This is a genomic window from Sphingopyxis sp. H053 (assembly GCF_001468225.1).
GTDB lineage: Bacteria > Pseudomonadota > Alphaproteobacteria > Sphingomonadales > Sphingomonadaceae > Sphingopyxis.
Map to the genome: position 1 here is coordinate 387,559 of NZ_LNRU01000007.1, position 25,326 is coordinate 412,884.

The following is a 25,326-nucleotide window of genomic DNA, read 5'->3' on the forward strand; positions in this document are numbered from 1 at the left end:
AGGCGGCCAGTGGGGGTGCGTTGACGGGGCGAAGGGGAGCCCCTTAGTCTTGGGTGAAAAAATTATCGGCGGCGAAGATGGATGGCTCTCGCCGTGCGTTCGACCCTGAGACCGAACAGGGTTGCGATCCGTTCAGCGAAAGCATCGGTCTCGCTAAGATGGAAGCGGCCGGAAACCTCAAGCGCGGCGCTCGCCGCATCGTCGATCACGATCGGGATGACGGCATAGCGATTGGCCTCCGCAACCAGTCGGTCGAGCCTTATCGAACGATATTCGGCCCAGCCTTCGGGCCAGTTTGCGGGAATGTCAGACGCTTGGGCCATACCGAACTGCAACTTGCCATCACGCCGATAGGTCAGCGTCTTTCCCTGTGACAACGCGGTCGCAGGACCGGTTTTGGCGTCTGCGCGCAGGCCGGCCTCGCCGCGCCGGAGGGCCGCACTGACCGTTCCGGCCTCGTCGAGGCTAAGGTCGATCTCGGCATCGTTCGCGATTGCTGCGCCTGTCCCGGCGTCGATATGGAGCGGTTTAGCTTGCTTGGCGATGGAAAGACGGACCCTGCCCTTTACCAAGCGGACGCTGCGGTCGCCGTCTCCGAACGCGACGTCCAGCCGGCTGTCGGTATCAAGCGTCGCGCGCGAGCCGTCGGCAAGCCGGAACGTGCGGATCTCGCCGCGCTGCGTAATCAGGGGTTCGGCGGCGCGCGCGGTGGACGCACTGCCGGGCTGGCCGGGAAGGGAGGCGCCTCCAGCCCCGAATGCTACAATCAGCAGCGCGATTGCGGTCGCGGCGGCGCCCCATGGCAGCCAGCCGCGAACCCGGCCCCGCCGCGCTTCGGCATGGCTTGTTCCGTGGCGCTGCGAGGTCTTGAGAACCGCCATGGCCGCCATGCGGCGTTCGGCGCGGCGGTAGGCTTCGCCATGATCGGCCGATGCGAGGAGCCACGCTTCAAACTCTCCGCGCAGCGCGCCGGCGTCCTCGCCGCGCATCTTGATCAGCCACGCCTGCGCGACCTCATCGACGGGATAGTTGCCGCCGCTTGTGCTCGTCATCGGCCGCCGTCCACCAACTTTGAAATCTGACCGAGCGCTTTCATCATATGATATTCCACCGTTGCGATGCTGATGCCCAGCAGTTCGTGTATCTCGCGATAACTGAGTTCGTCCACCCGGTGCATCAGGAAAACGCGGCGCGTTTTTGGCGGCATGGCGTCAACCGCCGTTTCATACAATCGCAGCAGGTCCGCGGCTTCGAGGTTCCACTCCTGCGCCGCAGGCGTCGCGCCGTCGCGCTCCTCGCGAAGCGGAAAGAAGATCGCCCGCGCGGACTTCTGGCGCCGCGCGCGATCGATAAGGAGATTTTGGGCGATGCGGCGAAGAAACCCGCCCGGATTGATGAGCTGGTGGCGCTGTGCGCTCCCCGCGGCGCGAGCAAACACTTCCTGCACTAGGTCCGGTGCTTCCTCGGCTCCTGCTTTGCGGCGAAGGAAATGGAAGAGCGATATGCGATGGGTCCGATATATCGCGTCCAGATCGTGCCCGGCTTCTGGACGCTCATCGGCCGAAGGGGGACGATCGGCCGGATGGGCATGGCAGGCCGAGGACACCGAAAAGGGGTGACGCGGCGGCGCACGGTCGCCGCAGGTACAGGAAGACACGACAGAAAATCCCGGAGGCACGAACGGGACCAGCCGGCATTCGCCAGAGACCCGTCTTCCAGTGCAGTGCCGCCGTTTGGTCGCTCGCGCGAACCATGGACCGGTTGGGCCGCCGGTCCGGTCAGGGACTGGCGCATATGATGCCTGGCGAAATATTCCGCGCAGGAACTGCCAGCGATGCTCCTGCGCCGTCGAATCATGTCAATTGTAGGCGGCGCTGACAAGCAAAACGTCACTCCCATTTCGGCCAGCGATCATGGCTGTCGACCCGGATGGCCGGCGAGCGTTCGGGCGTAGCTGGCCGCTTCACGCGCGCGCCGCTCGTGATAACCGAGCAGGAGATTGCGAACCTGCGCTTGCGGCTCTGCATCGGCGAAGGCGATCGCGATCGCGTTATACTCTGCGTCGATGTCGGCAAGGATCATCGCGTCGAAATGACGCGATAGCTGAAGCCTGTCGCCGATCGCTGCGATGCTCGCGACGATCTCGCTGTTCGCCGAGCGCTCCGCGATCGCCAGGAACAGGTCCGCGATGCGGTCGGGATAGGGCTGGTCAGCGGGGACCGAAGTTGCCGAGCCTTTTGGCGCCGTCGCAAGCGCCGCGAGCAGCAAGATCAGGTGCAACTCGAGCAGGTCGCGAAACTCGGTTTCGGTCAGCCGATGAACGTGAAAGCCCTCGCCCGGTGCGAAATCGACCATCCGCTCGCCATTGAGCCGGTAGAGACTGTCGCGAACCGGGGTAACGCTGACCCCGAGATCTTCGGCGAGACGGGCCGCTTCGATCCGGGTGCCGCTAGCCCATTCTCCGCTCATCAGCTGACGCTTGATCGCCTCATAGGTCGGCTCGAACACGTGTGCCGGGCTCATTTTTCGTTCCTTTCCGCAGCAGCGAATTCGGACACGGCGTCGGCCTGGTCGGTACGGAGCGCGTCGATCGCGCCGATATGCGCCGGCCGTTCGTCTTGCAGCAGGATCGATGGGCATTGCCCTTCGTAATTGCCGAGATTCGGGCGGTGCTGCGCATAGCCGGCGAGCGCGGCCAGTTCGGGAGGAAACGTCCGGGCGACCTCGGGCGGATAGGCGAGCCACAAATTCTCATAGGGCTTCAGCCATCCCAAGCTGTAGCTGACGAGCACGCCGCGCCGGACCTCTTGGCTGAGGTTCGAGCCCGCCCCATGCGCAGTCGATCCCAGAAAGCATATCGCCGCGCCCGGCTTGCCTTCGGCGAAAATGGGTTGCCCAAGATCAGATTTCGCCATCCCCTTCACGCCGTGGCTCTTCGGAAAGATGCGCGTTGCGCCGTTTTCTTTTGTGAAGGGTGTCAGCGGCCAGAGGACGTTGACGAGATATTCCTGGGTGCCGTCGGCGCCGCGCCACATATCCTGGTCGCGGTGCGGGAACTGCCGCACTTCGCCCGGATGGATTTCGATCGCCTGTGTGAGGTTGAGCTGGATCCGGTCGCAGCCGGTGCCGAGAATGGTCTCCACGGCAGAAAGGATGAGCGGGTTGAGTACCAGTGCGGCCATGTGCTCCGATCGCTTGAGCAGGCCGCCGAAGCGCTTTGTGCGGCGGCCGTAGAAATTGCCTTCACAAAAGGGCGTCGCGGCGAAGATGGGGTCGAGATCCCTTGCGAGCGCATGGACACGCGCGACCGCCTCGTTGCGAATTATGCAATAGCCTTTGCGGCGCAGCTCCTCGAAGAGCAGGCCAGGCAGATCGGCTTCGGTCAGATCCTTTTTCATCGCCCCGCCTCCCCGCCTTCTTCGAACTTGAGGACAAGCGGCGCATAGGTGCCGGTGCGCTGCAATCCGGGGAGCGTATCCTCGTCGATCGCTATGCTGAGGGCGACTATCCGGCACGCGCTATCCCGGTGAACGGGACCCAGCGTGCGGCATGTCCAGCCAAATTTGCTGATCGTGTGATACCAACCGGCTTCTGCGACACCGACATATTCGCCTATGCCGTGGCGGAGAGCATAGTCCGCCAGCGCGGTGACCAACTGGTTGCGCGCGTCGCGGCGCTCGGTGGGCGTTTGTCCGGGGTCGAGGCAGAAGCGACTGATCTCCCACACGCCTTCACCGGACGGCGCCCCGTCGGCGCAAAGATGCGAATAGATGTCGCCGAGCAGGTGCGGCGCCGTGGTTGGCAGCAGCCGCGCCGACGCCCGGTGGCGCAGATCATCGGGATCGAGCAGGATCAGGTACCGCGCGTCCGGGGTGTCGAATTGGTCGAGCTCGAAGCGGCCGTCGAGGGCAGGCAAATCCCATTGCAGCTTGTCGATGAAGACCTGCTTGCGGGCGGCGAACATGGCGCGAAGCGCCGCATTCCCGGGCGCATCCTGCGCCCGCGTGGATTGAGTGATCATGATGGTTCCTTGGCTTGTCGGTGCCAGGATCAGACCATCATTCCCACCGCGCGGCTATGCCCAGAAATGGGCAATCCCGGGACGATTTATGTGCGAGCGTCAGAGCGGGCGCCACCAGTCATAGACATCCGAAAAGCCGATGACGCCGTCGAACAGGGCGCAGAGGATCAGCATTTGCCGACAAGGCACTGAATAGCGCTCGCGCGCGATCTTGAGATGACGGACCACGGTCTCTTCGCTGATGCCGAGGATGCTGGCGGTCTCGCCAGCAGTCTTGCCGCGGGCGGACCAGAGCACGCATTCGCGCTGCCGCTCGGTCAGCGCCGCCCGCGGAGTATAGGAGCCTGTCCCGATGAGCTGCCGCGCCGCGGCGAGCGCCACGGCGCCGACGATCTCGGCGGCGTGGAGCATCTCGAGCGGGATCCTGGCATTGGGAGCGACGGCAAAGGAGCAGCTTCCGGTCGCTTCGCCAGGCAAGTGCCGCGGCACCGTGAAGCCGTCGCCGATTCCGCTCTCGCGGGCGACCTTCAGCAACTGCCGGTCACCGCGAGAAAGCGGGATGTAGTGATCGACATTGCGCCATTGAAAACCCGTCATGGATTTTTCGCCGGCGCGCCGGATCGGGTCGGTGCCGCTGAGATCGAAGCCGACATAGACATTCGCCCAGGCGTCGGGATAATTATGCACGAGCATCGATGCACCCTCGCCGCCGCCGCCGCGGCGATCGAAGGCGAGCGCGAAAAGATCAAATCCCATGCGGTCGGCGGCGTTCGACAGGGCGGCAAAGAGCCGTTCTTCCTTGTCGGCGCCTGATATGTCGTGTGCGAGTTCCTCCGTCAGATTAAAATGCTTCACGTCGATTCATCGGCCGCCGACGCGTTCCCGACCCGTCCGCCCGCGATCCGCTCCATGGCTCATCGCTCCCGTTTCCTCTCCGGGAGACAATGAAGTTGGACAAGCTGCGCGATGGTCCTCGCACTGCGGCGGGCGGGTGATACCTCAGCCTCTATACGCAATGCCGATCGCCTCTTCGGTGTAACGACAGGAAATCACCTGATAAAGCGGCTTGGTGCACCAATCGGACCCAGATTGACACCTAATGCCTTAATACGCCGACCGCGGCGGAGCCGGCGTCACGCACCGGCGGCATCTGGAGTCGAAGTGGCGATCGAAACGTCATGGGCAAGCAGTCGTTCGCAGCTCGGCGCGACAAGGCCCCAGACCGCGTCGATCACGGCGGAGAATGTCACGCCTTCAAGCTCAAGGCTCGCGGCATAGGCATCCCATTGCCGCCGCTTGTCGCCGTCTTCGAACATGGCAGCCGAGAGCCCCGGCGGACGGTCAGCCGGGATCGGCGTGCCGCGTCGATCGAATGTCGCCGCAAGTGCTGCGTCGAGCGCTTGAGCATTGATGTCGCAGGCCTGCGGAATCGCCCAGAGGTCGTAGAAATCCTTCATGCGACCATTGGCGATCCCGAGCGCTACCATCGCCTGAAATTTCTCTGCGATGACGCTTGTCGGCGAATAGGTGCGGATCTCCGGATCGGGAAAGTCCAGCAGCGTCGCGAAGGAAGTCGGCGGCGCCGGATCCGAGAGGGCGTCGCCAAAGCCGAGGTCGATCGTGATCGGGATGCGCGTTCGTTCGAGAAAGGCGGTCGTTGTTAGCCGCATGCCGCCATATTCGGCTCCCTCGCGGATCGGCCGCGCGGTGAGTGCGTCGATATCGAAAGTCAGCCCGTCAGCCGCCTCGATTTTCATGATCGCGCCGAAATCCGCTATCAGCCGTTCGGCGCTTGCATCGCCGAAGGCGAGAAAGTCGGCGTCGCGGGTGACTCGATTATCGTCTTCGAGCCAGAGCGTGACGAGAAGACCGCCTTTGAGAATGAACTGGTCCCGTAGCGGCGAGAGCGACAGTCGGTAAAGCAGGCGCTCGAGCGCGAAGCGAACGAGCAGAACGTCGAAGGGCTGACGCTCCTTGCGCGCCAATTGGAGCAGCCGGTCCTTGACCGAGGCTGCCAGATTGACGGGTGCCTTAGCCATTGAAGCTGAGCGCCTCGAGATAGGGCTGCATTCGCTTCCAGACCCCGCCCGCTGCCGCGGCCTCGGCGATGTCACCGGGACTCGTCTTGCGCTGGTCGAGCGCTGCGCGCAGACTCTCGACCGCAACCGAGCGATCGACGAGGCGCGGATTACGGAACAGGTCGGCCAGCGTTTTGGGAACCGAATAGATGGGAACATCGACCCCGGCGACCTTGTGATGCTCGATCCCCTGGCGTCGATATTTGTCGGCGAGGCGGACGATCCGGACAGGCGGATAATCGATGACCGGTGCCCAGTCGCTGGGTCCTATTGCTACCCAGACCCGCCGCGGCATCTGGTCGGTGAGCCCGTGGAAAGCGAGCGCCGATACCATGGCGATAACCCCGTTCGGGATGCGCTTGGTGATTTCGGCGAGGCCTTGGTCGGTGTCGATCGGCGCGCCGTGAAGCTGATAGAGTCCTCGCGCGATACGGTCGATGTCGCCACTGTCGACCGCGCGAGCGATGGTTTCGGGTGCCACGCCTGCGGCGCGTAGCTCGCGCGCGCGCAGGATCGGATGCGCGCCAAAGAGCGCTCGAAGCGTCTCGCCTTGCGTTATCGATGTGTGCATGTGACAAAACCTCTAACTTAAATGCGATGTATCATAGGTTTTGTCACATGTCATGCAATGATTATGGCGTTCGGAGATGGCCCCGATTCCACTATTTCCTACATTCACCGGTCATGGCATGCCGGTCAGATGGATCAGGAACCGAAATGGAAATCGCGCGCGCTGGCGATCGAATTCTGGTTCGCCGCTGTTCTCGTCGGCGGCTCCTTCATTGCCGGCCTCATCGGCGCGATCCGGTCGCTATTCGGCGGGTGACGTCGCCCCGCTATCCAGCTTCTCAAAGGAGCGTCGGGGCATACGCGCTCGGGGGCTTGCGGCTGAACCACGGGACGTCGGTCCGCTCAACCTCCAACCGGCTTGCCGGATATTGGGTAACGAGCTTCATTGCCTCCTCAGCCGAAGCTTGCAGCCAGGCGTCATGATCGGCGGCGTGAAGAATGACCGGCATCCGGTCGTGAATGTCGAACAGCTCCTCGGTCGCATCGACCATCACCATCGTATAGCAATCGCCCCACTCGTTGGTCGGACGCCAGAGCCCGGCGCAGGCGGCGAGCGGCTGGTCGACGACGCTTAGCCAGGTTCGCGTCATCTTGCCCTTCTCGCCTTCGGCTTCGGCGAAGGCCGTGATCGGGATCAGACAGCGCTGGGCGGGATTGGTAAACCATGTTCGCCAGAAGGTCATCAGCTTGTCGTCGCGGGCATTGTTGACGGGCTTGGGCTTGCTCGTCGGTTTCATATGCTTGAGCCGCACCGGGAAGCCCCAGGTCATCGACTGGAGCGCGCGCGTGCCCGCGTCGTCACGGACCACAAATCCTTGTCCGCCGGGATAGACTTCGCCGGGTTGCGCATTGGTGAGCGGACGCCGCGCACCGAACGCCGAGGCCACTTCGGCGACCGAAGCCTTGAGGGTCACGAGATTGCACATGGCGGCGAGTCCCCTTGGGTGGTTTCGGTCAGGCCGCGCCGAGCATTTCGTCGAAATTCTGCTGGATCGGCGGCATGATGCTGAAGCTATTCTTGGGGAAAGGTCGCAACATGTCCAGCGGCGGCCGCGCCCCCATCAACCAGTCGAACCAGTCCTCGGGGCGGACCACGCCGACGTGGCGATCCTTGTGCGGCGCCAGATCGTCATAGGCCGGGACGGTGAGCACCGCGAAGCTCTCAGGCCACAGGCGGTGCGCCGGACGCCAGACCGCTGCGATGCAGAAGAAAGGCTCGTCGCTGATGAGGCTTGCGGCGTAGATCGTCTTGCCGCGCTTCACGAGGCCGAACTCATTGGCGAGCAGCAGACAGGGGCGATCAATGATCGCGGTCTCGGACTTCAGGAGCGGGATCTGGAATATATCGGCATCGCGCGAGGGCAGCCCCCACAGCATCTCCTTCTCGCATTCGCGCTGGCCGTTCCACACCATCACGCGGTGGAGCTTGCCGATGCCGACCAGCGCGTCGTCCGTCTCGATATCCATGAACTCAGTCCTCAGGCGCGGAAACGGCTGAGCGCGCGCTTCCATTCGCGTTCTTCGGGCATCGGCAGGGCGATGTCATCGGGGCTCGGGTCGACGAGCTCGATCCGCACCGGGCGGACGCGCTTGCCCGTCCGCGCGCCGCAGCGAACACACCAGAATTTCTGGCACGCCTTGACGAGATTGCCGTCCCACATCCTGCACTCGAAGCGCCACCAGATCCCATAGGGATTGAACGTCGCACTATGCCCGCAGCGGCAAACGGGCTTGATCGCCCGAAACCAGGCCGCGGCCTCGAAGACATGCGTGGCGCGATGCTGTCCGTCCTTTGTCCATCCGCCCACGTCACAGGGAGAGTCCAAGCTGGTCGGGGCTTGCGGGCTCCGCGCCGGCACGGACGCTCTCGACGATCGCACGGGCGAGTTCGAACGCGGCCTCGACACGGATGTGATTCGTCGGCGCGGTGATACCCACGCGCGCCCAGCCAGGGGCGGAAAGGATGGTCTCTGCGACTCGGGCAGTATCGATATTGTCCATGCCCTAATGAGAACATAGAGAGAACAATTTGGCAAGTGGGTGACCGGGACAGCGCGGGCGGCCTGCGTGGTCAGCGGGCGCTTGCTGCCGCTGCCGCCCGTCGCCGCCCGGTCCGGGGCGCGCGGCCGCCACCGGCAACGCCAGAAACCGGCGAGGAAGAGATGGCCCGCCCCTGGGCGGCGGACCGCGCGCGGCGAGAGAGGCTCGCCGCCGGTCGCCCCAGGAGAAAGTACCATGAAACTCTTGACCCCCGCGCTCGAGGCGCAGCTTCGCGCCAATCTGGCCACCCGGATCGACACGCTTTCGCGCGGCGAACGCGAGCCGGACCCCAAACCGGTCGTCCGCCTGTTCAGCCCCGTCGGCGCGGCGACCTGGCTCGCGACCGAGATCGATGCGGACGGTATTTTCTTCGGCCTCGCCGATCTCGGCTTCGGCTGCCCCGAACTCGGCAGCTTCGCGCTGTCCGAACTCGAGTCCGTCCGCCTTCCGTTCGGCCTCACGATCGAACGCGACCTCCACTTCACGGCAAGCCACCCGCTATCGGCTTATGCCGAAGCGGCGCGGCGAGCGGGGTCGATCGTGTTGGGGGAGCAAAGGCTCCGGCGCGCGGTCGAACGACTTTCGGGGCGCGGCTGACGCGCCTGGCCGCCTGCCGGGACCGCCACGCGCGGCCCCCGGGAGGAAGAGGGGGGCTGGCGCCTTCGTGACGGGTCCAGGAGCCGGGAGAGTGTCTCGCGGCGGCCCGTCATGGAGAAAGCCCATGGCCAGACAGGCCCCGAAACTCATCCTCAGCCCGTCGCGCGACATCCCGTTCGACCGGCTGTTTCTCTCCCAGTCCAATGTCCGGCGGGTGAAAGCCGGCGTGTCGGTCGAGGCGCTCGCCGACGATATCGACCGGCGAACCCTGCTCCAGAGCCTCAACGTCCGGCCCGAACGCGACGCCTCGGGAAAGGAGACGGGCCGCTATGAAATACCGGCCGGGGGGCGGCGCTATCGCGCGCTCGAACTGCTGGTGAAGCGGAAGCGTCTCGCGAATGATGCGCCAATCCCCTGCGTCGTGCGCGCGGCGGACAGCGATATTCTCGCCGAGGACGACAGTTTCGCCGAAAATGCCATGCGCGAGAGCCTCCATCCGCTCGACCAGTTTCGCGCGATGCAGGCGATGGTCGACAAGGGCGACGATGTCGAGGCGATCGCGGCGCATCATTTCACCACCCCCGCGGTCGTGCGCCAGCGGCTGAAGCTCGCCGCGGTGTCACCGAAGCTCCACGACATCTATGCCGACGACGGGATGACGCTCGACCAGTTGATGGCCTTCACCGTCGCCGACGATCATCAGCGCCAGGAGGAGCTCTGGGCGCAGCTCGATCACAGTTTCAACAAGAGCCCCGGCTTCATCCGCCAGAAACTCACCGAGGACAGCGTAAGGGTCACCGACAAGCGCGCAGCGTTCGTCGGCGTCGATACCTATGTCACGGCAGGCGGCGGCGTGGTGCGCGACTTGTTTGAGGCCGACGGAGGCGGCTGGCTCACCGACCCGGCGCTGCTCGACCGGCTGGTCGACGAAAGATTGAAAGCTGAAGGCGAGCGCATTCTCGCCGAGGGCTGGAAATGGGTGACCACCTCGATCGACCTGCCGTGGGACGCGACGCGCGACCTGCGCGCGATCGACCGCACGGAGGTCCCGATGACCGACGATGAACAGGCCCGCGTCGCCGCACTCGAGGCTGAAAGCGAGGCGCTTTGCGAGCAATGGTCCGAGGTGCCGGACGTGCCCGCCGAAGTGCATGCGCGGATCGATGCCATCGACGCCGAACTCGGCGCGCTCGTCGACCGCCCGCTCGTCTTCGATCCCGCCGAGATGGGACGCGCTGGCGCCTTCGTCTCGATCGACCGCGACGGATCGGTGCGGAACGAGCGCGGGTTCGTGCGGGCTGAGGACGAGCCGGAGCGGGAACTGGCCGATGGCGAGGCTGATCCGGAAACGGAAGCAGGGGGCGAAGGGTCCGGCCTGCGTGGCGGCGGGGATGGCGATCACGTCATACCGCCTGTGGGCAGCGATGGCGAAGACGAATCCGATGCGCTGCGTCCGCTTCCCGATCGCCTCGTGTCGGATCTCACCGCATGGCGCACGCTCGCGCTCCAGGACGCCTTTGCCCAGGATCCGGCCATTGCCTTCGCTGCGGTGCTCCATGCCCTTGTTCTCGGCTGTTTCTATTCCGCTACCCGCGAAAGTTGCGTCGAGATCGCGGCGAACCGCGTCTATTTCAGCAACGCGCCGACGAACCTGCGCGATTGCGCGCCGGCGCAGGCGATCGACGCGCGCGCGTCGGCATGGAAAGAGCGGCTCCCGCAGGACGACAAGGAGCTTTGGGACTTTCTGCTGACCCTCGACGGCGAGGAGCAGGCGAAACTCCTCGCGCACTGCACCTCGCTCTGCGTCAATGCCCAGGCCGAGATCGTTCCCAAATACGACAATGGCCGCATCTCGGCGCACGGCGTGGCGCGCCGGATCGCGCACAGCGATGTGCTGGCGCGGGCGGTTGGGCTCGATCTCGTTGCAGCGGGCTGGCGGCCGACGGTCGAGGGCTATTTCCGCTCGGTGACGAAACCGCGGATCCTCGCCGACGTCGCCGAGGCGCGCGGGACGCAATTTGCCGAGATGATCGATCATCTCAAGAAGGCCGACATGGCGCGCGAGGCGGAACGGCTTCTCGAAGATGCGGCCTGGCTTCCTGAGCCGATGCGCACGCCGGGGCTCGACGATGCTGAACTCGGCGACGCGGAGGGCGATCCCGCCGACTCAGAATTGCCTCCTTTCCTTGCCGAGGATGCAGTCGAACTGGACGGCGCGAACGACGCCGAACTGCCTGTCGCGGCCGAATAATCGGCTTCCGCCCATCACTGACAATCGAACCTCGGACCCGGCAGCGATGCCGGGCCGGGCCCTTTTTTGGAGACCTGACATGAATAATTCAAATCCCATTCGCCGCTCCAACGATGGAGGCTGTCATGGCTGATCGCGTTCCCGCATCGATCGAGATCGGCGGCGAAATCTCTGCTCCAGTTTTCGCAGAGCTGCTCCATATCATCGCCTTTGAGGGCCTGTCGCCCGAATGGGGCGGCGAGCCCTTCGACGCCGAAAGCCGCGTCGTGGGCCAGCCGCTCGCGCTGTTCGACGAGAGTTGCGCCTGGGGCAAGATCGACAATCTCGAGGCCTTCTGCGTCGAGAAAAGTCTGCCCTTTGTCCGTTGGTCGGGCAGCTATCCCGGCGAATGGTCGCCCGAGCGGCTCGTCTACCGCGGCTCGGGTACGGTCGACAGCTATATGATCGATGAAAGCGACCGGGTCCTGCTCGATCGCCGTCTGCTCGTCGAGCTCGGCTCGATCGAGGCTGCGATGGCCTATTTCGACACCGCGGAATTCGCAGTGCCGCCGCTGGTTGTCGAGGGCGATCCGCCGCCGGTACCGGCGGCGGCGGAAAGCGCGGCCGCACCGCGGGAGGCGAGCCATGGCTGATTATTTTTCCCAGACCGTTATCCGTCCGGATATCCCGCGCACTGCGATGACCGCGCTCGAATATAAGGTTCTCGGCCAGATATTCGATCATGAGGATGTCGGCGACGATGTCTATTTCTGCGCCGGCCATGGTCCGAACGATCTGCTGTTCCTGGACCTCGCGGAGGTGAAGGCGCTGCTCACCGAAGATGACGGTGTCGCAAGCGGCCTTGCCGATCTCGTCCGGCAGGAGATTGCCAAATGCGATGCCGACGATGCCGAGCTCGAACTCGATATGTCGGCGATCGGCTTCGAGGGCATTTTCCAGGACATCGTTCAGCGGTCGGCGCTCGACCATGTCGAGGTCGAGGCCGCATGGACCTGCTCGAAAATGCGGCCCGACGGTTTCGGCGGCGCCGCGACGCTGATCACGGCGGACGATATCGAAGCGGTCTCGACGGCGGGATGGCTTGAGGAGGCCATCGCCCGTCTGTCGGGCGATGCCCCTGACTGACGCCTGTCCAGACCATCGTTCACCGACTGCGAAAGCCCGGCCCGCGCGCCGGGCTTTCGCCTTTTCTGGCTCTTGACGCGAGAGGAAGATGTCATGCCCTCGATTATCCAAACGACCGTGTGTTGCCTTGATGAACTGCCCGAGGCCGCAAAGGAGAAGGCACGCGCCTGGTATCGCGAAGGCGGTTTCGACTATGACTGGTTCGAATTTGTTTATGAGGACTTCGAGCGCGTCTGCGACATATTGGGGGTCCGTCTCGACATGACCTCGGTGCGCCTCTTCGGCGGCGGGACGCGCCGGAAGCCCTGCATTTGGTTTTCCGGCTGCTGGAGCCAGGGTGACGGCGCCTGTTTCGAAGGCGATTACAGTTACGCCAAGGGCGCGTTGGCGACGATCCGCCGCTACGCGCCCAAGGATGTCGAACTTCATCGCATCGCCGATGCCCTTGGCTCGATTCAGCGCCGCAACTTCTATCAGCTTAGCGCGCGCATTGGCCATCGCGGTCGCTATTATCACGAATATAGCATGGACATTGTCGTCGAGCGCGACAGCCCCGTCGTCCAGGATATGACGGCTGACGCCGAAGAGGATGTAAGCGAGGCGCTGCGCGACCTGGCCCGCTGGCTCTACGGGCGGCTCGATGACGAATATGAGCATCTGACGTCCGACGCGGCGATCGACGAGATGATCCGCCTCAACGAATATGGCTTCACCGAGGATGGGGTTCGCTTCGGTTGAGAGGGAGAGGCGGGGCCGGGAGGGGGAACCCCCGGATCCTGGAGAGAGCAGCGGGCGGTTCATTCCTGCCCCGCTCTCCTGAGGATTTCAGCCATGCATATGACCTTCCCCGATGCGGCGCGCGGCGCCGCGGCGGCCGCTCGTCCCAGCTCGGTCGCGCCAGCTTCCCGGCGCCTGCTCGATGCCGCTCAGGCGCTTCAGCCTCTGCTCGAGGCGGGCCACCCCTTTTCCACGGCCCAGCTGCGCGAGGCGATGGCACGCGCCTTTGGCGCGAGCGATGCTGCCGGTGCGTGGGACTGGAAGGCGGCTTATGATGCGTGCGAGGCGGCGCAGATCCTGCTGCTTCGCCGCTACGGCGGCGCGCTTGCGACGCAAAACCGCTCGCCGCAACGCGTGCTTGCGATGTGGGAGCGACTTGCCGCGCGCATTCCCACCCAGACGCGCCGCTCAGAGGAAGGCCAGTCACTCCAGCAATTCTCGACGCCTTTGCCGCTCGCCTTTGTGGCGGCGCACGCGGCCTCGATCCATGCCGGAGACCGCGTGCTCGAACCCTCGGCCGGGACAGGCATGCTCGCGATCCACGCCGAACTTGCGGGGGCGAGCCTCGCGCTCAACGAGTTGGCCGACGGTCGCGCCGAGCTTCTCGAGCTACTGTTTCCCGCCGTGCCAATCACGCGTCATGATGGCGCGTCGATCGACGACCGCCTCGACGCTTCTTTCGTCCCCGACGTCGTCCTCATGAACCCGCCCTTCTCCGCCACGGCGCACGTCGACCGCCCGATGCGAGGCACTGCACTTCGCCATATCGCCTCCGCGCTCGCGCGGCTCCGCGACGGCGGTCGGCTGGTCGCGATCATGGGGGCGAATTGCGCACCCGATGCCGCGGCCTTCCGCGCGGGGTTCGTCGGGTTACAGGAGCGGGCGACGATCCTGTTCTCCGCCGCGATCGCTGGAAAAGTCTACGCCAAGCACGGCACCACGACCGCGACGCGACTGCTTGTTATCGACAAGGTACCCGTGGCCGATCCATCGATGCTGCCGGCGAGCCATGGCGAAGCGCCCGACCTGGCGACGCTTCTTGCCTGGGTGACCAGCCATGTTCCGCCGCGGCCTGCCCCGCCGCCCCCTGCGCCAACAGCGGCAATGCCATTCATGCGCGACGCAGCGGCTTCTCGGGGGCCTCTTGCCAGGGGAGCCACGCGTCCGGAGAAGACCGCGCGCGTCGCTTCGGGCGAGCTTGTCTATGAGACGATCGAGTGGTCACCGCCCGTCGGACAACTTGGCGAGGCGATCTACGAGCCCTATGCGCTCCAGTCCTTGCGCATTGCGGGGGCGTCTCCCCATCCGACCGCGCTCGTCCAGTCGGCGGCGATGGCGTCGGTCGCGCCGCCGCGCCCTTCCTATCGGCCGCATCTTCCCGAAAATCTCGTTAGCGACGGCCTCCTGTCCGACGCGCAGCTGGAATCGGTCATCTACGCCGGCGAGGCCCATGCCGGTCATTTGTCGGGCGCCTGGACGGTCGACGAGACCGCGGATGTCGTGAGTGCGGCGAGCGACGATAATGAGGCAGCGGTCCAGTTCCGGCGCGGCTGGTTCCTTGGCGACGGCACCGGCGCCGGCAAGGGCCGACAGGTCGCGGGGATCATTCTCGACAACTGGTTGAAGGGCCGGCGCCGCGCGCTCTGGATCTCGAAGTCGGACAAGCTGCTCGAGGACGCGCAGCGCGACTGGTCGGCGCTCGGGCAGGAGCGCCTGCTCGTCACGTCGCTGTCGCGCTTCCGCCAGGGTACGCCGGTCCGGCTTGCCGAAGGCATCCTCTTCACCACCTATGCGACGCTTCGCTCGCAGGGCCGCGAGGGCAAGGCGAGCCGCATCGAGCAGATCGCCGAATGGCTCGGGCCTGACTTCGACGGCGCGATCATTTTCGATGAAGCCCATGCGATGGCCAATGCGGCGGGTGGAAAGGGCGAGCGCGGCGACCAGAAACCGTCGCAGCAGGGGCGAGCGGGATTGCGACTTCAGCACGCGCTTCCCGACGCGCGCATCGTCTATGTCTCCGCGACAGGGGCGACGACGGTGCAGAACCTCGCCTATGCGCAGCGGCTCGGCCTGTGGGGCGGGAACGACTTTCCGTTCGCTTCGCGCAGCGAGTTCGTCGCCGCGATCGAGCAGGGCGGCGTGGCGGCAATGGAGGTGCTCGCGCGCGACCTCAAGGCGCTCGGCCTCTACGCGTCACGGTCGCTGTCGTTCGATGGGGTCGAATATGAGCTGCTCGAACATAAGCTCACCGACGAGCAGCGACGCATCTACGACAGCTATGCCGGTGCCTTCCAGGTCATCCACAACAATCTCGCCGCGGCGATGGAGGCGGCGGGGGTGACGAGCGCCGAGCATGGCACGCTCAATGCGCAGGCGAAATCGGCGGCGCGATCGGCATTCGAGAGCACCAAGCAGCGCTTCTTCAACCATCTCATCACCGCGATGCAGACCCCGAGCGCCATCGCAAGCATCGCTCGCGACATTGAGGCGGGCCATGCGGCCGTCGTCCAGATCGTCTCGACTGGGGAAGCGTTGCAGGAGCGCCGGCTCGCCGAGATCCCGGTGGAGGATTGGGGCGACGTGTCGGTCGACATCACCCCGCGCGAATATGTGCTCGATTATCTCGCGCACGGCTTTCCGGTCCAATTGTTCGAACCCTGCACCGACGGCGAGGGCAATCTTGCGTCGCGGCCCGCTTATGACGAGGCCGGCAATCAGATCGTCAGCCGCGAGGCGTGCCGGCGGCGCGACGCGATGATCGAGAAGCTCGCCGCGTTGCCGCCGGTGCCGGGCGCGCTCGATCAGATCGTCCAGCATTTCGGGACCGAGACGGTCGCCGAGGTGACGGGGCGCTCGCGTCGCATTGTCCCGCGGACGGGCGACGACGGAGATGTGCGTTTTGCGGTCGAGACCCGCCCCGGCAGTGCGAACATTGGCGAGACCCACGCCTTCATGGACGACGAGAAGCGCATCCTTGTCTTCTCGGAGGCCGGGGGAACGGGCCGCTCCTATCATGCCGATCTCGGCGCCAAGAACCAGCGGCGGCGCATTCACTATCTGCTCGAGGCAGGATGGAAAGCGGATGCCGCGATCCAGGGCTTCGGGCGGACAAATCGAACGAACCAGAAGCAGCCACCGATGTTTCGTCCGGTGTCGACCGACGTCAAGGCGCAGAAGCGCTTCATATCGACGATCGCGCGGCGGCTCGATTCGATGGGGGCGATCACGCGCGGCCAGCGCCAGACGGGCGGGCAGAATATGTTCCGGCCCGAGGACAATCTGGAATCCTTCTATGCCCGCGATGCGCTGCGCCAACTCTATCTTCTGATCGTGAATGCCAAGGTCGAGGGCTGTTCGCTGCTGACGTTCGAAAGTGCGACGGGGCTGTCGTTGCTCGATATCGATGGCTGCCTGCGCGAGGAACTGCCGCCGATCACCACCTTCCTCAATCGCATGCTTGCCCTCACGATCGACCTCCAGAACATCCTGTTCGAGGCCTTCGAGGGTCTGCTCGTGCATCGCATCGAGGCGGCGGTTGCTGCGGGAACCTATGAGATCGGCCTCGAAACCCTGCGCGCCGAGAGCTTCGCGGTGAACGCACGGCAGACGATCTACACCCATCCCGGCACCGGGGCGGCGACGCAGCTTCTGACGATCGAGCGCAAGGAGCGGGTGCTGCCGCTCGATCTTGACGATGCACTGGCGCTCGTCCGCGAACGCGGCGGCGAACTGCTTGTGAACCAGCGCTCGCAGCGTGCTGCGGTGAAGCTCGGGGCGCGCAGCGTGATCGATGACGATGGCGCAATCCACCGCCGCGTGCGGCTCCATCGGCCCCTCGACGCCAGCCACATGCTGCTCGCCGATTTCGTCATGAGCCATTGGCAGCCTGCCGACCGCGATCAGTTCGCCGATGTCTGGAAGGCCGAACTGGCGGACATTCCGGATTACGAGACGTCGACCCTGCACATGGCGTCGGGCTTGCTGCTGCCGATCTGGCGGCTGCTGCCAAAGGAATCGTCGCGCGTCTACCGGCTCCAGACCGACGAGGGCGAACGCATCATCGGGCGCAAGGTCTCGCCGGGCTGGGTGGCATCGGTGATCCGCGACACGCCGTGCGACCTCCCAAAAGACGAAGCGTGGCAACTTCTGCAAAAGGGCGAGGCTGTCTTGCACCTTGCGGAAGGCCAGATGCTGCGCCGCGTTCGCGCCATGAACGACTGGCGGATCGAGCTGTCCGGCTTCAACGATCTTGGTGTTGACCGGCTGAAGGCATTTGGCTTGATTTCCGAAATCGTCTCGTGGCAACTGAAGCTCTACGTGCCGGCAGGGGCTGCTGGCGCCGACGTGTTCGCGCGGCTGGTTGATCGATTTCCGATCCAGCGGATCGCGGATCGCAAGGCCGCCTGAAGGAGCCCCGCTATGGAAAGTCCGGTCCGTGAACTTGCGCGTCGTCTCGGTGAAAATGCCGAGGCGGCGTGCCGCCAATACCTCTCGAACGGTCGCCGCGAAGGCCATTATTGGATGGTCGGCGATAAGGGCAATGCGCTTGGGCGCAGTCTTTATGTGCGTCTCGCCGATGGCGATGGTCGCCGCACGGCGGGCAAATGGACTGACGCCGCGACTGGCGATCATGGTGACCTGCTCGACATCATCGCCGCCAGCTGCGCGCATACGAACCTCGCTGAAACGCTCGCCGAGGCGCGGCGATTTCTGAGCTTGCCTCCATCCGACGCGGGCACGCAGGGGCCGCGTCCGCGTCCGCGCCGGGCGCCCGCTGGCAGCCCGGAGGCGGCAGCGCGGCTTTGGGCGGCGTCGAAGCCCATCGCTGGGACACCTGTGCGCACCTATCTGGCGGGCCGTGCGCTTCGGCACGTCGGCGATGTGCCCGCGCTGCGATGCCACCCGCACTGCTATTATCGCCGGTCGGAGGAGGATGGCCCGTCGGTCAAGTCGGCCTATCCGGCGATGATCGCTGCGGTGACCGACCTCGGCGGCTCGCTCATGGGCGTTCATCGCACATGGCTTGATCCGCACCAATCGACCAAGGCGCCCGTGGCTTATCCGCGGCGCGCGATGGGGCATTTGTTGGGTCATGGCGTCCGCTTCGGGCTCTCGGGCGAGGTCATGGCATTCGGTGAGGGCATCGAAACCATGCTCTCGCTGCGCGAAATCGCCCCGGCACTACCGCTCATCGCCGGGCTGTCGGCCGCCCATCTCGCGGCGCTGGAATTTCCTGCGCCGCTTCGCCGCCTCTATGTTGCCCGCGAACGGGATGCAGCGGGACGCGCTGCATTCGCCGCTCTTGCCGAGCGAGCCGTCCAGCTAGGGATCGATATCCTGCCGCTCGATCCGGCGCTGGACGATCTGAACAGCGATCTTATGCAGATGGGCCATTCGCAGCTCGTCGCTTCGATCGCCCCGCAGATGCACGTCGTCGATGCCGAGCGGATGCTCGATGCAGCCTGATCGCGCCTGGCGCCAGCGGCGCAACGCCTCCAGCAGCGCGGCGGCGAATTGGGACGTCGCAATCGCGCGCGCCATCCTCATGATGCCCGAAATCCCATAGTTGTTTCGGAAAGCGGTGTGTCACCTCGCCGCGGGGATCGGATCAAGCCGGTCCGGGAAGGGGAAGCCCGATCAGCCTGTTCTCGGGAGGCCGCGCCTCGGCCTTCGCTGGAGGGCGACTGCGGCAGCGTGCGCGGGCCGTGCAATGGCTCTGCTCGCGGCTATTTTCCGCCGGGGCTGGCGCCCCTTTGCATCGCGAAACAAAATAGCCGCGAGCCCGCCATCCTTCGCTGGCGCTTCGGCCGCGCGGGGTGCCGCGCGGTGCGAACCCGCACCCGCCGCCGCCGAGGCGTCGCCGCGAAGGCCGCGAGAGGCGCGGCCCCAGACAAGAGAAATGACATGATCGACCTGTCAGACCTTCCCGAACGCGGCGAACCGCAGCAACCCGGCGCCAGCGCCTACCTCCTCCAGGAAATGCAGCTTTACGGTCATAGGCCCTATGAGGACGAACCCGACGCACGGCCGCTTCCAGACGACCGGCTCGCTGGCGGCGCCGTCGCCGATATCTTCGACGCATTGGCGGGCTGCCTGGTCGATACCCGCATCGAGCCCGATCTTGAAGATCTGCTCTGGGGCATCGTCAATATCTTTCACCGCGCCGGCGAACGGATCGAGCGCGAGCTCGACCGCAACGAACAGGCGCAGCGCGAACTCCAGCGCGAGCAGGATGGAAGCGAAATTCGCTCGGTCGAACTCGAGCGCGCGATCGCCGAGGGCATCACGATGATCGAGCGGCGCGACACGATGGAATTTTTCCGCGAATGCGCCGCCGAGCAGTTCCGCATCCATGCCCGCAAGGCCTGGACCCCGCGCACTGGGTCGCGCGTCCGTCACAAGACGATGACCGCGGCGATGATCGACAGCCGCGACTTCATGGACAAACGCCTCCGCGAAAAGGCCCAGGCCCTGATCCCCGAGGGAACGCGCATCGCCTTCAGCGGCGGACCGGCGTGCAACGATCACCGCCACATCTGGTCGGCGCTCGACAAGGTTCATGCGCGTCATGCCGACATGGTGCTGATGCATGGTGCGACGCCAACCGGCGCCGAGCGCGCTGCGGCCTGCTGGGCCGATGCGCGCGGCGTGCCGCAGGTAGCGTTCCGGCCCGACTGGAACCGGCACAAGAAAGCGGCGCCGTTCAAGCGCAACGAGCGGCTGATCGATGCGATGCCCGCCGGGCTGGTCGTCTTTTCGGGCACCGGCATCCAGGACAATCTTGTCGACAAGGCGCGGGCGTTCGGCATTCCGGTCTGGGATTTTCGGCTCAAGGAAGCCTGAGTTGTCGATTTGGATCTGACGGCGCTTGCCATCCGGCGAGCAGGATTACAGGATGAAAATCAATGAAAACCGATCTCGATCATCTTCCGGCGAACAAGCAGCGCGAGCTCGAACGTGTGAAGGCGATCATCTTCGAAGAATTCGAGGATGCGATCGCGCTCGGCACCATGGGCTGGAAAAAGAAGGGTCGGATCGACAAGGTCATCCTCTACGGCAGCTATGCGCGCGGTGGCTGGGTCGACGAGCCGCACACCGCAAAGGGCTATCGTTCGGACTTCGATCTCCTGATCATCGTCAACGACAAGCGGTTGACCGACAAGATCGACTTCTGGTCGAAGCTCGACGACCGGCTGACCCGCGAGCTTGCGATCGACAAGACGCTGCACACGCCGGTCAACTTCATCGTCCACACGCTGCAGGAAGTGAACGATGGGCTGGCTCACGGCCGCTATTTCTTCATGGACGTCGCGGGCGACGGGATCGCGCTCTACGAATATGACGACAAGGAATTGCACAAGCCGAAGCCCAAGACGCCCGAGCAGGCGCTGGCGATGGCGCAGGAATATTTCGACGAGTGGTTTCCGCTCGCCATGCAGCGGTTCGAGCTGTCCAAGATGGGCCGCGAAAAAGGGTTTCTGAAGCCCGCCGCGTTTGACCTCCATCAGAGCAGTGAGTTTCTCTATCATTGCGTGCTCTTGGTCTGCAATTTTTACACGCCCCACGTCCACAACCTGGGATTTTTGCGCACGCAAGCCGAGCGATTAAACATGCGGCTTGTCGATGTTTGGCCGCGCGAGGTGAAGGCAGACCGCGCGCGCTTCGAGAAGCTCAAGGAAGCCTATGTGAAGGCTCGCTACTCCAAACATTATCGAATCAGCGAAGAAGAATTGCTCTGGCTGGCTGGACGCGTGGAGGAGCTGGGCCGCGCCGTGCATGCCATCTGCTCTGAACGGATAGCGAACCTTGAAGAAGCTGTGCAGGCTCCGGAGTAGACCCGGCACATGCGCGTTCGTGACTTCTTCCTTCTCGTCGCCGTGTGCCTGATCTGGGCATTCAACAATGTCCTGAGCAAGATTATAGTAACGGACTGGGCGGTCCCGCCGCTTTTCTATGCGGCGCTACGCTTTGCGGTCGTCGCGATGGTCATGTGGCCATGGTTGCTGCCGATGCCGCGGCCGGCATGGCGGATTGTTGCCATCGCCCTGTGCCTGGGCGGCGGAAGCTTTTCACTACTTTTCGTCGGTTTGCAGACTGTCTCACCTTCTGAGGCCGCGATTATTCTGCAGCTCGGTGTCCCCTTTACCATGCTGCTCTCGGTGCTGGTGCTCGGCGAGCGTATCTACTAGCGCCGCGGACTGGGCATCGCGCTGACATTGGTCGGCGTGCTGATCGTGACCTGGCGGCCCGGTGGACTTTCGCTTTCGACGGGGCTCTGGTTCGTCGCCGCCAGCGCCTTCGCCGGCGCCGCTGGCGCGGTGCTGATGAAGCAGGTTGATGGCGTCAAACCGTTCCGCTTTCAGGCCTGGGTGGGACTGGTGTCGGCGACCGTTCTGACACTCGCTTCGATCTTGCTTGAAGACGGTCAATGGACGGCGGCGACGACCACTGGACGGCCGCTTGTCGCCGCTGTCGTATTCACGGCGCTGATCGTGTCGGTCGGTGCGCACTCCGTCTATTACCACCTCATCGACCGCTATGAAGCGAACTTGCTCGCACCGCTGACATTGATGACGCCGCTCGCGACGATCGGGCTCGGTGTGCTGATCACCCACGATCATTTCGATATGCGGATGGCTATCGGCGGCGGGCTGGCAATGCTCGGTGCGTTGATCGTGGCGCTGCGGCGCAAACCAGCGACGAAATTGCTTGTCGAACGGGAGCTGCGATAGTCGGGGAAATTCGATCCGCATCGCGCGTATGGTGAAGAGTTGCTGCGACGGTCGTTAACCGATGGCGGGGGGGGGGGCGATGCAAGATACGTGTCAGAACTCTGGCTAAAGTGATTTTGTGTTGCGCCAATGCATCAGTCACGCGTAATTCCGTTACGGAATACTGATTTCGATGGCGTGCATTTTTTGCTGCTGTATGCGCCCCGATGCGACCCAAAAGGAGGGCTCCTCCATTCAACTTTGGCGGCCTTTTAGGCCGCCTTTTTTGTATGTCGGCTTTGCGCCTGTTTGTCGCTGTCCAAGTGAAAGAAGCGCGGATCCGAAAGCGGTCATTCATGGACTCGGCCCAATTGGCTATTGGCTGGCACTCCGTTTCTCGGCAATTCTAGCGCGATGCGCGTTTACCACTTCGTCAACTGCGAATACGGTCTCCAGGACATCGCCCGAAGGCGGTTGAAAGTCGCGACTCTCGCTGACGTGAATGACCCGTTCGAGATGCTTTCGTTGAACCTGAAAGATAGTGGTCTCCGCGCCACCTTGGGCAAGGCCCGAAAGGAATTCGGTGAGCGGCGGGGCATGCTGTGCTTCAGCCGAGGCTGGCGCAACCCGGTTCAGTGGAGCCACTATGCAGACCATCACCGCGGGTTGTGCCTGGGCTTCGACGTGCCTGACCGGCTGCTGCGGGATGTGCAGTACCGGAAGTCCCGCGCCGCCGTCGATGCCACCGTCATCGATGCGCCCGGGTTCGACATGGGATCATTCGTGCTGAAAGCGCTGGACGTGAAGTTTGTCCATTGGACCTACGAGGATGAAGTGCGCATGATCGTCGACCTCGAAACCTATGATGATGCGTGCCGGATCTGGTATCGCGGCTTCGATGGCGACCTAGTCCTGCGGGAGGTCATCGTAGGCGCCGACTGCCCCGCGACGCGCGCTCAGGTCGCAGAGGCGCTTGGCGATGGGGCGCGGGGGGTTGTAGCGCACAAGGCGCGCCTGGCATTCGGGACGTATCGCGTAGTTACGCAGCGGAGGGAGGATCTGTGGCAGTAATGGGTGGTTCGGAAGGCGAGGCGAGGGCCGAGGGCGATGGCGTTCCCGTCGTCTTGGATCTTCCTAACGATGAACTCGGCGCTGCGGCTGAAGGGCTTTTCATCTATCTTTGCCCGCGCGCGCTTATCGTCTGTAACAAGAGTGACCGCGACCGTTCGGGATGGGATTTCGTCGTGGACCTGCCTATGCAGGACGGCATCCTGGACCAGCGCAGCAAGACGACCTGTCATGTCCAGCTAAAGGCCACGAAGTCGGTCGGGACTGGCAATGTCCAACTGCGATTGTCCGCCGCGGACTTGCTTGCGAAAAGCCCGCTTCCCGCGGTCATCATCGTCTTCAGGATGAGGCCCGATGGCACGCCGATCAGGGGCTATGTCGTCCATCTTCTCGGCGCGCCGCTTGAGAAACTGCTCCGCAGGTTGAGGCACGAGCAATTCATCGGAAACCGCGATATCAACCGACAGTCGATCTCCTTCGACTACCGCAAGCTCGGCCACCCCTTTGAGGTAACGCCGCAGGGCCTTCGCGCAGCGATCGAACGGGCATGCGGCCCAGATCCTGCCGCCTATTCAGCCGAGAAGCTCGGCCAGCTCGCGGAACTGGGTTACGGTGATGACCGCATCGTCGGCGACGTCTTCTTCAGACCGGACAGCGACGAGCAGCTGACCCGCGTCGTGCTCGGCATGGTTCCGCTGAAGCCGTTGGCTATTCAGGCCTTCGACAATCGCTTCGATATGCCGGTGCCCTATGATCACGACATGCTGAACGCGGTTGAGGAGATCATGCTTTCGCCTCCCTCAGCCGGTGGTTGCGAGATCGTGGTGACCGGCGCGCCACTGACCCCGCCTGCTACCTTCCACGCCGAGATATTCTTCGCGCCTCCCTTCGACGCGCGCCTGCGGATGCTCATCCGTCACGCCGACTTCAGCTTCCTGTTCCATGAGCGCGAGGCGGATTTCGAGACCAAGGGCATCTTCGAGCAGGGCGGCCGGACGCTCGACGACCTCGTGATGCTGCTCCGCGCAATGGCCAACCTCGCCTCGGGCGAAGGTGCAATCGTAATGAGCGGTGACGACGGTCGCTTTGGCCCGATCAAACTGCCTATGAGCAATGTGCTAACCGGCCCCGACGTCGAGGACCTGCCGGCGCTTTACAAGATCGCCTCCGATTGGCGGCGGTTGCTTGAACTGGCCGGCGTGCGATCCAAGGCCTCCCTCGCGATTGGTGACCTGTGGGACAGCCGCTGGATCCAGCTGGCTGCGGATCTGCTTCTTCGGGCAAAGCCAGAGGCTCGGTTCGCATTCGACACGGATACAATCGCGGGGGATGGGGGCGCCTTAAAGGCGATCTACTTCAACAGTGCCGAGCTCGCGGGCGACGGCATTAGCTACGGCGTTGAGATTGAACTTCAGCCCACCACGCGTGATCAGCGCGTCTACAGTTCGGTATCCTTTCGACCAATTGACGTGCGGCCGATGGTCCCCGATCTCTATGAGTACATGGAGGAGCTTGCATCACGATATGAGCATCCAATCATGATTCACCCCGATCACCTGCGGGAGGTCGGTCCGGAGCGGCTTGAGGTCGCCGAAGCCGTAGGTAACGGATCGGATTCTGGTCGGGAAACGCCGCTCCCTAGCCGTCAATGACCTCAACGGTTCCGGTTTATCGGCTTGATGGACCGCGGACGCCCTGAGCTCGCAACTTACACTTCGCACCTTCTACCCGGGTGGCTTCGTCGATTTGCTGGCGAGAACTTCGATGAACTTCTCTGCAATATCGAGATCATAGGAATTCAACCCGTCCAGATGCTTTTGGAGCTTCTGCGCAGCCACGGACGTGCCCACATCCTCGCTGCGCCCGAGCAGATAGTCGGTCGTAACATCGAGCGCGTCGGCGAGCCTCAGCAGATTGTCGAAAGATGGTTTGCGACCGCCACCTTCGAAATGCGAGATCGAACTTGCCGGGAGGCCAGTTTTTTTTGCTAGGTCGCCTTGGCTTATTTTCCTTGCATCACGGGCACTTGCAAGCCGGGCCCGGAAAATCTCACCTGATCCGCTGTTATCGGTCATGGCGATTTCGCGA

27 protein-coding genes are annotated in these 25,326 nt (G+C 64.1%); 14 read left to right on the plus strand and 13 right to left on the minus strand.

What is annotated here, in order from left to right:
- Window positions 1–62: 62 nt before the first annotated feature.
- The 8 genes from ATE70_RS16270 to ATE70_RS16305 form a co-directional block, all read right to left on the minus strand.
- A complete protein-coding gene (locus ATE70_RS16270; RefSeq protein WP_037556225.1) occupies window positions 63–1,052 on the minus strand; it encodes a FecR family protein in 990 nt (329 codons plus the stop codon).
- Complete coding sequence (locus ATE70_RS16275; RefSeq protein WP_231732680.1) at window positions 1,049–1,657, minus strand: RNA polymerase sigma factor; 609 nt, start codon at window positions 1,655–1,657, stop codon at window positions 1,049–1,051. Before ATE70_RS16275 ends, ATE70_RS16270 begins: the two co-directional genes overlap by 4 nt.
- Window positions 1,658–1,911: 254 nt before the next feature.
- On the minus strand, window positions 1,912–2,523 hold the full coding sequence (locus ATE70_RS16280) for a GntR family transcriptional regulator (RefSeq protein WP_037556223.1): 612 nt from the start codon (window positions 2,521–2,523) through the stop codon (window positions 1,912–1,914).
- Window positions 2,520–3,398, minus strand: a complete 879-nt coding sequence (locus ATE70_RS16285; protein WP_037556221.1) for a phytanoyl-CoA dioxygenase family protein — start codon at window positions 3,396–3,398, stop codon at window positions 2,520–2,522. Before ATE70_RS16285 ends, ATE70_RS16280 begins: the two co-directional genes overlap by 4 nt.
- Window positions 3,395–4,021 carry an acyl-homoserine-lactone synthase gene (locus ATE70_RS16290; protein WP_037556220.1) on the minus strand — a complete coding sequence of 209 codons (627 nt, stop codon included), beginning with the start codon at window positions 4,019–4,021 and terminating at the stop codon, window positions 3,395–3,397. Before ATE70_RS16290 ends, ATE70_RS16285 begins: the two co-directional genes overlap by 4 nt.
- 99 nt (window positions 4,022–4,120) lie before the next feature.
- Window positions 4,121–4,876 (minus strand): LuxR family transcriptional regulator, encoded by a 756-nt coding sequence (locus tag ATE70_RS16295; RefSeq protein WP_231729159.1) that lies wholly within the window; start codon window positions 4,874–4,876, stop codon window positions 4,121–4,123.
- 278 nt (window positions 4,877–5,154) lie between these two features.
- On the minus strand, window positions 5,155–6,060 hold the full coding sequence (locus ATE70_RS16300) for a nucleotidyl transferase AbiEii/AbiGii toxin family protein (protein WP_037556217.1): 906 nt from the start codon (window positions 6,058–6,060) through the stop codon (window positions 5,155–5,157).
- Entirely contained in the window at window positions 6,053–6,670 is a 618-nt protein-coding gene (locus ATE70_RS16305; RefSeq protein ID WP_037556215.1) for a type IV toxin-antitoxin system AbiEi family antitoxin domain-containing protein, read from the minus strand. The genes ATE70_RS16300 and ATE70_RS16305 overlap by 8 nt, the downstream gene beginning before the upstream one ends.
- A gap of 129 nt (window positions 6,671–6,799) precedes the next feature.
- On the opposite strand from ATE70_RS16305, the gene ATE70_RS25690 reads away from it, so the two are divergent.
- On the plus strand, window positions 6,800–6,925 hold the full coding sequence (locus ATE70_RS25690; protein WP_257545241.1) for a hypothetical protein: 126 nt from the start codon (window positions 6,800–6,802) through the stop codon (window positions 6,923–6,925).
- 22 nt (window positions 6,926–6,947) lie between these two features.
- On the opposite strand, the gene ATE70_RS16310 is transcribed toward ATE70_RS25690, so the two are convergent.
- Genes ATE70_RS16310 through ATE70_RS16325 form a run of 4 tightly spaced genes read right to left on the minus strand, consistent with a single transcriptional unit; the run spans window position 6,948 to window position 8,670 of the window.
- Window positions 6,948–7,595: an SOS response-associated peptidase gene (locus tag ATE70_RS16310; protein WP_037556213.1), complete on the minus strand. Its 648-nt coding sequence runs from the start codon at window positions 7,593–7,595 to the stop codon at window positions 6,948–6,950.
- A 28-nt stretch (window positions 7,596–7,623) separates the two neighbouring features.
- The gene (locus ATE70_RS16315; RefSeq protein ID WP_037556211.1) at window positions 7,624–8,136 is read right to left on the minus strand and encodes a hypothetical protein; all 513 of its coding nucleotides are present in this window, start codon (window positions 8,134–8,136) and stop codon (window positions 7,624–7,626) included.
- A gap of 11 nt (window positions 8,137–8,147) precedes the next feature.
- Window positions 8,148–8,477 carry a hypothetical protein gene (locus ATE70_RS16320; RefSeq protein WP_037556209.1) on the minus strand — a complete coding sequence of 110 codons (330 nt, stop codon included), beginning with the start codon at window positions 8,475–8,477 and terminating at the stop codon, window positions 8,148–8,150.
- A gap of 1 nt (window position 8,478) precedes the next feature.
- Complete coding sequence (locus ATE70_RS16325) at window positions 8,479–8,670, minus strand: DUF6771 family protein (RefSeq protein WP_037556207.1); 192 nt, start codon at window positions 8,668–8,670, stop codon at window positions 8,479–8,481.
- A gap of 234 nt (window positions 8,671–8,904) precedes the next feature.
- Here ATE70_RS16325 and ATE70_RS16330 point away from each other — a divergent pair, with 234 nt between their 5' ends.
- From ATE70_RS16330 to ATE70_RS16385, 13 genes are all read left to right on the plus strand, one after another.
- Complete coding sequence (locus tag ATE70_RS16330) at window positions 8,905–9,306, plus strand: DUF2958 domain-containing protein (RefSeq protein WP_037556205.1); 402 nt, start codon at window positions 8,905–8,907, stop codon at window positions 9,304–9,306.
- 124 nt (window positions 9,307–9,430) lie between these two features.
- Complete coding sequence (locus ATE70_RS16335) at window positions 9,431–11,557, plus strand: ParB/RepB/Spo0J family partition protein (RefSeq protein WP_037556203.1); 2,127 nt, start codon at window positions 9,431–9,433, stop codon at window positions 11,555–11,557.
- Window positions 11,558–11,682: 125 nt separating this feature from the next.
- Window positions 11,683–12,189, plus strand: coding sequence for a hypothetical protein (locus ATE70_RS16340; protein WP_197411478.1), 507 nt, complete (start codon window positions 11,683–11,685; stop codon window positions 12,187–12,189).
- Window positions 12,182–12,682, plus strand: a complete 501-nt coding sequence (locus ATE70_RS16345) for a hypothetical protein (protein WP_037556201.1) — start codon at window positions 12,182–12,184, stop codon at window positions 12,680–12,682. Before ATE70_RS16340 ends, ATE70_RS16345 begins: the two co-directional genes overlap by 8 nt.
- A gap of 93 nt (window positions 12,683–12,775) precedes the next feature.
- On the plus strand, window positions 12,776–13,420 hold the full coding sequence (locus ATE70_RS16350) for a hypothetical protein (RefSeq protein WP_037556198.1): 645 nt from the start codon (window positions 12,776–12,778) through the stop codon (window positions 13,418–13,420).
- A gap of 93 nt (window positions 13,421–13,513) precedes the next feature.
- Window positions 13,514–17,866: a strawberry notch-like NTP hydrolase domain-containing protein gene (locus tag ATE70_RS16355; protein ID WP_058538907.1), complete on the plus strand. Its 4,353-nt coding sequence runs from the start codon at window positions 13,514–13,516 to the stop codon at window positions 17,864–17,866.
- A 12-nt stretch (window positions 17,867–17,878) separates the two neighbouring features.
- Window positions 17,879–18,925 carry a DUF7146 domain-containing protein gene (locus ATE70_RS16360; RefSeq protein ID WP_037557224.1) on the plus strand — a complete coding sequence of 349 codons (1,047 nt, stop codon included), beginning with the start codon at window positions 17,879–17,881 and terminating at the stop codon, window positions 18,923–18,925.
- Window positions 18,926–19,363: 438 nt separating this feature from the next.
- Complete coding sequence (locus tag ATE70_RS16365; RefSeq protein WP_037557223.1) at window positions 19,364–20,302, plus strand: DUF2493 domain-containing protein; 939 nt, start codon at window positions 19,364–19,366, stop codon at window positions 20,300–20,302.
- A 62-nt stretch (window positions 20,303–20,364) separates the two neighbouring features.
- On the plus strand, window positions 20,365–21,294 hold the full coding sequence (locus tag ATE70_RS16370; RefSeq protein ID WP_037557222.1) for a HEPN domain-containing protein: 930 nt from the start codon (window positions 20,365–20,367) through the stop codon (window positions 21,292–21,294).
- Window positions 21,295–21,303: 9 nt separating this feature from the next.
- A complete protein-coding gene (locus ATE70_RS25235) occupies window positions 21,304–21,648 on the plus strand; it encodes a DMT family transporter (protein ID WP_197411479.1) in 345 nt (114 codons plus the stop codon).
- A gap of 36 nt (window positions 21,649–21,684) precedes the next feature.
- Window positions 21,685–22,191: a DMT family transporter gene (locus ATE70_RS25240; protein ID WP_197411480.1), complete on the plus strand. Its 507-nt coding sequence runs from the start codon at window positions 21,685–21,687 to the stop codon at window positions 22,189–22,191.
- 393 nt (window positions 22,192–22,584) lie between these two features.
- Window positions 22,585–23,241 carry a DUF2971 domain-containing protein gene (locus ATE70_RS16380; RefSeq protein ID WP_037557221.1) on the plus strand — a complete coding sequence of 219 codons (657 nt, stop codon included), beginning with the start codon at window positions 22,585–22,587 and terminating at the stop codon, window positions 23,239–23,241.
- Window positions 23,241–24,890 carry a hypothetical protein gene (locus ATE70_RS16385; protein WP_037557220.1) on the plus strand — a complete coding sequence of 550 codons (1,650 nt, stop codon included), beginning with the start codon at window positions 23,241–23,243 and terminating at the stop codon, window positions 24,888–24,890. Before ATE70_RS16380 ends, ATE70_RS16385 begins: the two co-directional genes overlap by 1 nt.
- 72 nt (window positions 24,891–24,962) lie before the next feature.
- On the opposite strand, the gene ATE70_RS16390 is transcribed toward ATE70_RS16385, so the two are convergent.
- A complete protein-coding gene (locus ATE70_RS16390; protein ID WP_037557219.1) occupies window positions 24,963–25,313 on the minus strand; it encodes a helix-turn-helix domain-containing protein in 351 nt (116 codons plus the stop codon).
- Between the last annotated feature and the right edge of the window lie 13 nt (window positions 25,314–25,326).